This is a genomic window from Rahnella sp. P4_A8 (genome assembly GCF_056402435.1).
Map to the genome: position 1 here is coordinate 20,632 of NZ_JBFUHK010000049.1, position 7,996 is coordinate 28,627.

A 7,996-nucleotide genomic window follows, 5' to 3' on the forward strand; every position below is an offset into this window, starting at 1 on the left:
GAAGGGCCACAATCTGCGGCCCTCATGAAAGATTAACTCACCGGCGTTAGCGCGCGGCTTTCACCGCTTCACCCAGTTGCCATACCGCCATCGCATAATGCACGCTGTGGTTGTAGCGGGTGATGGTGTAGAAATTCGGCAATCCGTACCAGTACTGGTAATTAGTGCCCATATCAAGGCGCAGCAAGCTGGCTTCCTGATAATTGCCCAGTGAACCCAGCGGGCTAAGCCCCGCTGCTTTGAGCGTATACAACGGATACTTGGTTTTGAAGCCATTCTCCAGCAGAGGCGCCTGGCCTGCTGCCGGCACCGCAATCGGTGCGCCTTTCGTCCAGCCGTGTGCCTTGAAATAATTGGCGACACTGCCGATGGCATCAATCGGATCCCACAGGTTGGCATGACCATCACCGTTAAAGTCTACAGCGTAGTCCTTATAAGAGGATGGCATAAACTGGCCATAGCCCATCGCACCCGCAAAGGAACCACGTAAACTCAGCGGATCATCGCCTTCACGGCGGGACATCAGCAGGAAGGTTTCCAGCTCGCCGGAGAAATATTCTGCCCGGCGCGGATAAGCAAAGGATAAGGTCGCCAGCGCATCGATTATGCGGGTTTTACCCATTACGCGTCCCCAGCGGGTTTCCACACCGATAATCCCGACAATGATTTCCGGCGGCACGCCGTAAACCTGTTCCGCACGCTGTAACGCATCCTGATACTGATTCCAGAACACTACGCCGTTTTGCACGTTATCCGGCGTAATGAATTTGCTGCGATAGCGGTTCCATGCGCCATTCGGCACGGTAGATGGCGGGCCAGATGGCGCCTGCTGATCCATCAGTCGTAATACAAATCCCAGACGTTTGGTTTGCGACAGGACATCATGCAATTGCTGACGGTCAAATCCGTGCTCGCGCACCATTTTGTCAACAAACTGGTTCATGGCCGGATCATAGGCGAAATCACCGGTCTGGACGGCACCGGTGTGCTCAGCCTGCAGCAGAAAACCACCAGCGGGAACCGTATTCGCGCTGGCATTTCTTCCATCGGAAAAAGGATTTCGCGGGCCTTCAGGTTGAGGTGCGGGCTTATTACTGCTACATGCAGAAAGTGTAAGAACCAGGGGAAGAATGACTGCCAGGTGGCGCATCGGATATCCGTAACCATGCAATAAAAGAGGTGCGGATATGGTAGAGCATTATTAAAGCCGAAAAAACTGAAAATCATCGTCTTTACAAGGTACAAAAATTCTAAGTGACGGGCCCGCTGTAACGGACCCGCACGTGTTAAAAATACTGCGTAATTATTTCACCGACGGCGTCTTGGAACGCCACTGGCTGCCTGATTTAAGCGTACTGCTTTCCTCAAATTTCACCGGATTATCACGATAAGCTTTCAGCTTGTTGCGCATCCAGCTGCTGGCATCACCCACGCCGCTGATCACCCCGGTCGTCGCTCCGCCGCCCAGGTGGACATGGAAAATACCGCGTGACGGGAAATCCAGATACTTAGGTGTGGAAAGATCCCATGAATGCCGGGAGAACAGTTCCCGGGTGTCGTGGCCCATCATTGAGGCATAAGCGGCATCGAATTTCAGCGGCAGGAGGCGTTCATGGATGGCATCCACCGAGGCACCAATTTCGGAATGCCCCATCAGGTAGCTGCCGCCGCTGCCCCAGTTCTGGGTGTTGAAATCAGCATTAACCTCATCTGCGGAAGTTGGCAGATGGCTGGCCGGGATCTGCCATGGCAGAACCGGTTGACGCAGGTGGCGACTTAAGGATGCGCAGAAATCGAACGTACGCTCCCATTCGTATGGCGAATAACAATAACCATTGGCATATGAACGGATAGTGAAGTCATCAGCCTCATAACGGTCAGCGGCCATAAAATCAGCGCCCTTCGCCACGTCAGGAGAACCGTCTGCACGGATATATTCGATGTCATCAAACACGCCGACCAGCAATGCATATTGCGCCGTCAGTCTGCCCGCAGTGAACGGATCAACCGTCATTTTTTTATGTTGCCCGTCAGCGGCATCAAAAACATCATCGTAGACGAAATCTTTATAAATCCACTGCGAACCTGCCACTCCCCACAGGTTGACCTGCCAGCCGAGTACGACGTCTGGCGCAACCACGCGCGTCAGCCAGTTTACCGCCCGGATATAGCCTTTCAGGGTATTGGTGATGCCTGCCGGAACCTGCACATTCACATTGTGGTGGGCAAGTGCTTCGCTCAGAGGCTGACGAACCGGAATTTCATACGTTGGCAGGAAACCGTATTTCTGGCATTCGCCGAGATAATCCGGATTCACAATATACCCGGCTGGTACCGGATGTTCCGCATCCTGCTGGGATTGCGCCATTTGCAACGACTGAATAAAGTTGGCGAAGCTGAATTTATGGCGTACCGGATCGGCAATAATATTCGGCACGTCACCCAATGATAAGTTACAGGTGTAAGACACCATCAGCGGCAACACGGGTTCATTCAGTTTGGCGGAGACGTCCCGTGCCATTTTAATAATTTGCAGCGTCGGTTCTTTAGACGGTGACAGATAATCGCCCGCATCGCCCATGCCGTCATCACCGGAATATTTGAAAATTGAAGAGACACGCGCCGCGGCAAAATCATCCACGTTAGTCGGCACCATATTGGCGCAGGCACCAAAGGTGAGGAACTCAGGGAAACCTTTCACGTGCAGATTCGCCCCTTTCACAATCGTCACATTCAGCTGTGCCGGTGCATTCGCGCTGACCAGTAACGGCTGAGGGCTGACATCCACGTAATGTACGATGCCGTTGTGAATAAAGGTTCCCGAGACCACGGTATAAGAACCCGGCACAACCAGAACTGGCTGCTCAATGCTGCCATTTTGCGCGGCAATCGCATCGAAGCGGTACTGACGAGGTGTAGCCGAATTGTCTGTCAGTCGCAGGGAAATGGATTTACTGACCGCGCTTTCCGCTTTCACACTGACCGTCAGCTTCGCAGCATTTGGCTGTGAATCACCACGCTGGCTGACCTGCGCCTGAGTGAAGTTAATGCTGTGATACTGGCCGTCGAACTGACCGTCGTAATCATCAAACAGATAATGAATATTGTTCAGACGTAAATCGGCAATACGGATTTCAAAGCGGCCGGTAGCAGGTAAATGTTCCAGACGATATTGCTGGCCGGAGCGTACTGGCAGGCTCAGTTTATCTGTGCCGTTCTCGCTGCAAATCAGCGTCAGCTCTTCATCGCGCAAACCGGCAATGCCTGAAAAATTCAGTGCCACATCAATAGTTGTACTGCGATCCACAGCGCCGAAAGTGACGTCCAGCGAGGTGGTACGGCCTTTATCAATGGTGATTTCTGTCTGTCCGAGATTGACAGGCACGCGCACCGTGCCGTCTTCCGTGCTTAATTCTGCTGCAAAGACACTGTAATTCCCCGCATTGACGGAAAATTTAGAGACGTGACCAAACTCTGGCAAAACGCGCAATGTTTTATCGCCGCGCACCAGACGCAGTTCGAGTGCGGCATTTGTCAGCCCGGCAGGCAACGGCGGACAACTGACCGACAATTCACCGGTAACACCCGGTTCTTCATCAGCGGCCAGCGCAAAGGTTTCGCGGAAATCAGACCAGGCAGGCGAATCCGCAGAGGAGACGTTCAGCCCCATATGAATTTTCTGAATGGCATCGCCCACAGGCTGTCCATCGGTCGGCTCAATCGTCACTTTGACATCAAAAATCCCGCCGCCAACTTCCGTGGATTCCACTTTCGTGCCGAGCGGTTTCCACGGATTGGTTTCGACATTAATATCACCGGCAGTTATTTTTCCGGGTGCTGAAAATACGATCACTAACTTTTCTTTAATATCAACCGCGCCGCCAGACGTTGATTTAATCTCATTCAAATCGAGAGTGGGATACCAGGCATCGTTGATCATGTTTAATTTAAATTGCAATTGCATAATACTTCTCCGCAAAGATGGATAAATAGCGTGGAAAATCCCGTATTAATAAGGTCATCCGGGAACAGCCATCACCCTAGCAGAGGAGTAAAACATTCATATCCACACTTAATTCATTTTATATACTTATTATTAATAATATTACGAACAACTAACCCATTAATATAACGGCACGTTTTTTATTATTATCACCCCCTTATTATTATTCTCAAAAAAATAAAAACTCTATTATTACGCCCGTTGCAACATGTTCAAATCCCCTGACCTTTACGCTCTGCAAACGAAGGGGGTGTTACATGTCTGGTTTGCGCGATGCTTTCCATTTTTAGTTGTGACAGCTTCTTGCCCGCTGGGCTAAGATACGCAACAGAAAAAATCCTTAAACCCATCGCGTCGAAAAATGGATTAAAAAGATTAAGTCTATGACAAATAATGTAAACCTGGATGCCCACACACCAATGATGCAGCAGTATCTGCGTCTGAAAGCTGAGAACCCGGAAGTTCTGCTGTTCTATCGCATGGGTGACTTTTACGAACTGTTTTATGACGATGCGAAACGCGCATCTCAGCTGATKGATATCTCCCTGACCAAACGCGGCGCTTCTGCCGGTGAGCCGATCCCGATGGCGGGCGTGCCTTATCATGCGGTAGAAGGTTATCTGGCGAAACTGGTCCAGCTAGGGGAATCCGTCGCGATTGCTGAACAAATTGGCGACCCGGCCCTAAGCAAAGGGCCGGTTGAACGCAAAGTGGTACGCATCGTCACGCCGGGCACCGTCAGTGACGAAGCATTGCTGAGCGAGCGTCATGATAACCTGCTGGCGGCTATCTGGCAGGACGGGCGCGGGTTTGGTTATGCCACGCTGGATATCAGTTCCGGCCGTTTCCGCGTCGCACAGCCTGACGATCTGGAAACCATGGCAGCCGAATTACAGCGCACCAATCCGGCGGAATTACTCTACCCGGAAAGCTTTGAAGCTATGTCGCTGATTTCCTCCCGCCGTGGCCTGCGCCGCCGTCCGATGTGGGAATTCGAGCTGGAAACCGCGAAACAGCAGCTCAATCTGCAATTCGGTACCCGCGATCTGAGCGGCTTCGGCGTTGAGCAGGCTGCTCAGGCGCTGCGTGCTGCCGGTTGTCTGCTGCAATACGTTAAAGATACCCAGCGCACCGCCCTGCCGCATATCCGTGGCGTCACCATGGAGCGCCAGCAGGATGGAATTATTATGGATGCGGCCACGCGCCGTAATCTGGAGCTGACGCAAAACCTGGCGGGTGGTGTAGAGAACACGCTGGCGGCAGTGCTGGATCAGGCCGTAACGCCGATGGGCAGCCGCATGCTCAAGCGCTGGATCCACATGCCGAGCCGCGACATCAAACTGTTGACTCATCGCCAGCAGGCGATCGGTGCATTGCAGGATCTCACGGCGGATTTACAACCGGTACTGCGCCAGGTCGGCGACCTCGAGCGTATTCTGGCACGTCTGGCACTGCGCAGCGCACGTCCGCGTGATCTGGCCCGAATGCGCCATGCCATGCAGCAACTGCCGGAAATCCGCGAGATCTTGCAGGGAACCGAAGCCGCTCATGTGAAAACGCTGGTGGAGCAAACCGGTGACTTTACCGAACTGGTGGAACTGCTTGAACGCGCTGTGATCGAAAGCCCGCCGGTTCTGGTGCGTGACGGTGGCGTAATCGCACCAGGTTACAACGCTGAGCTGGATGAATGGCGTGCGCTGGCAGACGGCGCGACGGATTATCTCGATCGTCTGGAGATCCGCGAACGTGAAAAGCTGGGGCTGGATACGCTGAAAGTCGGTTTCAACGGCGTTCACGGTTATTACATTCAGGTCAGCCGTGGGCAGAGCCATCTGGTGCCGATTCATTACGTCCGTCGCCAGACGCTGAAAAATGCCGAGCGCTACATCATTCCTGAGCTGAAAGAGTACGAAGACAAGGTGCTGACCTCCAAAGGTAAAGCCTTGTCTCTGGAAAAGGCGCTGTACGAAGAGTTGTTCGATTTGCTGATGCCGCACCTGTCTGCATTACAGCAAAGCGCCAGTGCACTGGCCGAACTGGATGTGCTGAGCAATCTGGCGGAACGTGCTTACACGCTCAATTACGCCTGTCCGACCATGAGTGAAAAACCGGGTATTAATATTACCGGCGGTCGCCATCCGGTGGTTGAGCAGGTGCTAAGTGAACCGTTTATTTCTAACCCGCTGAACATGTCCCCGGCGCGACGGATGCTTATTATCACCGGTCCGAACATGGGCGGTAAAAGTACCTATATGCGCCAGGCAGCACTGATTGTTCTGATGGCGCATATCGGCAGCTATGTACCGGCGGAAGCCGCTGTCATCGGGCCGGTGGATCGCATCTTCACCCGTGTCGGTGCCGCGGACGATCTGGCTTCCGGGCGTTCGACCTTTATGGTGGAAATGACAGAGACGGCGAATATCCTGCACAACGCGACCGAAAACAGCCTGGTGCTGATGGATGAAATCGGGCGCGGGACATCAACGTACGATGGTTTGTCGCTGGCATGGGCATGTGCGGAAAACCTCGCCAGCCGTATTAAAGCCATGACATTGTTCGCCACCCATTATTTCGAGCTGACCACCCTGCCGGAAAAAATGGAAGGCACCGTCAACGTGCATCTGGATGCTATCGAACACGGCGACACTATCGCGTTTATGCACAGCGTACAGGATGGCGCCGCCAGCAAGAGTTATGGTCTGGCCGTTGCCGCACTGGCTGGTGTGCCACGTGATGTGATTAAGCGCGCCCGTCAGAAACTGAAAGAGCTGGAAACGTTGTCGAACAACGCTGCCGCCAGCAAAGTTGACGGTCCGCAACTGGCTTTACTGACCGAAGAAGTGTCTCCGGCAGTTGAGGCACTGGAGTCACTGGATGCAGATTCTTTATCGCCACGTCAGGCGCTGGAATGGATCTATCGTCTGAAAGATATGGTGTAAACGTCCGCTGAACTGAACCGGATGCATAAAAAAACGGTGGGGATTAACCCACCGTTTTTATTGGATGCTGCATATTGTGGCAATTGCCTGTGAGTTATTTACTCACGGAAAAGTGCTTCGATACTCAGTCCTTGCCCCTGCAGGATTTCACGCAGGCGACGCAAACCTTCTACCTGAATCTGACGAACACGTTCACGTGTCAGACCAATTTCGCGGCCCACATCTTCCAGCGTTGCCGCTTCATAGCCTAACAGGCCAAAACGACGCGCCAGCACTTCACGCTGTTTTGCATTCAACTCGAATAACCACTTCACGATACTCTGTTTCATATCGTCGTCTTGTGTGGTGTCTTCCGGGCCGTTGTCTTTTTCATCCGCCAGAATATCTAACAACGCTTTCTCTGAGTCACCACCCAATGGGGTGTCTACAGAAGTGATGCGTTCATTCAGGCGCAACATACGGCTGACGTCATGTACCGGTTTGTCGAGTTGCTCAGCAATCTCTTCAGCGCTCGGTTCATGGTCCAGTTTATGTGCAAGTTCACGTGCGGTACGCAGGTAAACGTTCAGTTCTTTAACGATATGAATCGGCAGACGAATAGTACGGGTTTGATTCATAATCGCCCGTTCGATTGTCTGACGGATCCACCATGTTGCATAGGTAGAGAAACGGAAGCCGCGCTCAGGGTCGAATTTTTCAACCGCACGGATCAGACCCAGGTTACCTTCCTCGATCAAATCCAGCAGTGCCAGACCGCGGTTACTGTAGCGGCGGGCAATTTTAACCACCAAACGCAGATTACTTTCAATCATACGGCGGCGGGAAGGAACATCTCCCCGCAGCGCGCGTCGTGCGAAATAAACTTCCTCTTCTGCGGTAAGCAGAGGGGAATAACCGATTTCACCGAGGTACAGTTGAGTGGCATCCAGCACTCGTTGGCTTACAGTCTGCGACAACAATTCTTCTTCAGCATCGTTGTCGGCAGTCTCTTCGACTATTGCTTTCTCGTCAAAGGCTTCAGCGCTGTTCTCATCGAAATCTACATCATCATGTA

Annotated in this window: 4 protein-coding genes; 1 reads left to right on the forward strand and 3 read right to left on the reverse strand. The window is 52.6% G+C overall.

Annotated elements, in window-relative coordinates:
* Positions 1–46: 46 nt before the first annotated feature.
* Complete coding sequence (gene mltB, locus AC1DUO_RS18925) at positions 47–1,150, reverse strand: lytic murein transglycosylase B (RefSeq protein WP_013574022.1); 1,104 nt, start codon at positions 1,148–1,150, stop codon at positions 47–49.
* Between the two features lie 153 nt (positions 1,151–1,303).
* Positions 1,304–3,964 carry a hypothetical protein gene (locus tag AC1DUO_RS18930; RefSeq protein WP_477988296.1) on the reverse strand — a complete coding sequence of 887 codons (2,661 nt, stop codon included), beginning with the start codon at positions 3,962–3,964 and terminating at the stop codon, positions 1,304–1,306.
* A gap of 422 nt (positions 3,965–4,386) precedes the next feature.
* On the opposite strand from AC1DUO_RS18930, the gene mutS reads away from it, so the two are divergent.
* The gene (gene mutS / locus AC1DUO_RS18935) at positions 4,387–6,942 is read left to right on the forward strand and encodes a DNA mismatch repair protein MutS (protein ID WP_477988298.1); all 2,556 of its coding nucleotides are present in this window, start codon (positions 4,387–4,389) and stop codon (positions 6,940–6,942) included.
* 98 nt (positions 6,943–7,040) lie between these two features.
* Here the strand turns inward: mutS and rpoS are convergent.
* The coding region (rpoS, locus tag AC1DUO_RS18940) for an RNA polymerase sigma factor RpoS (protein WP_477988300.1) at positions 7,041–7,996 on the reverse strand (956 nt) is incomplete at its 5' end.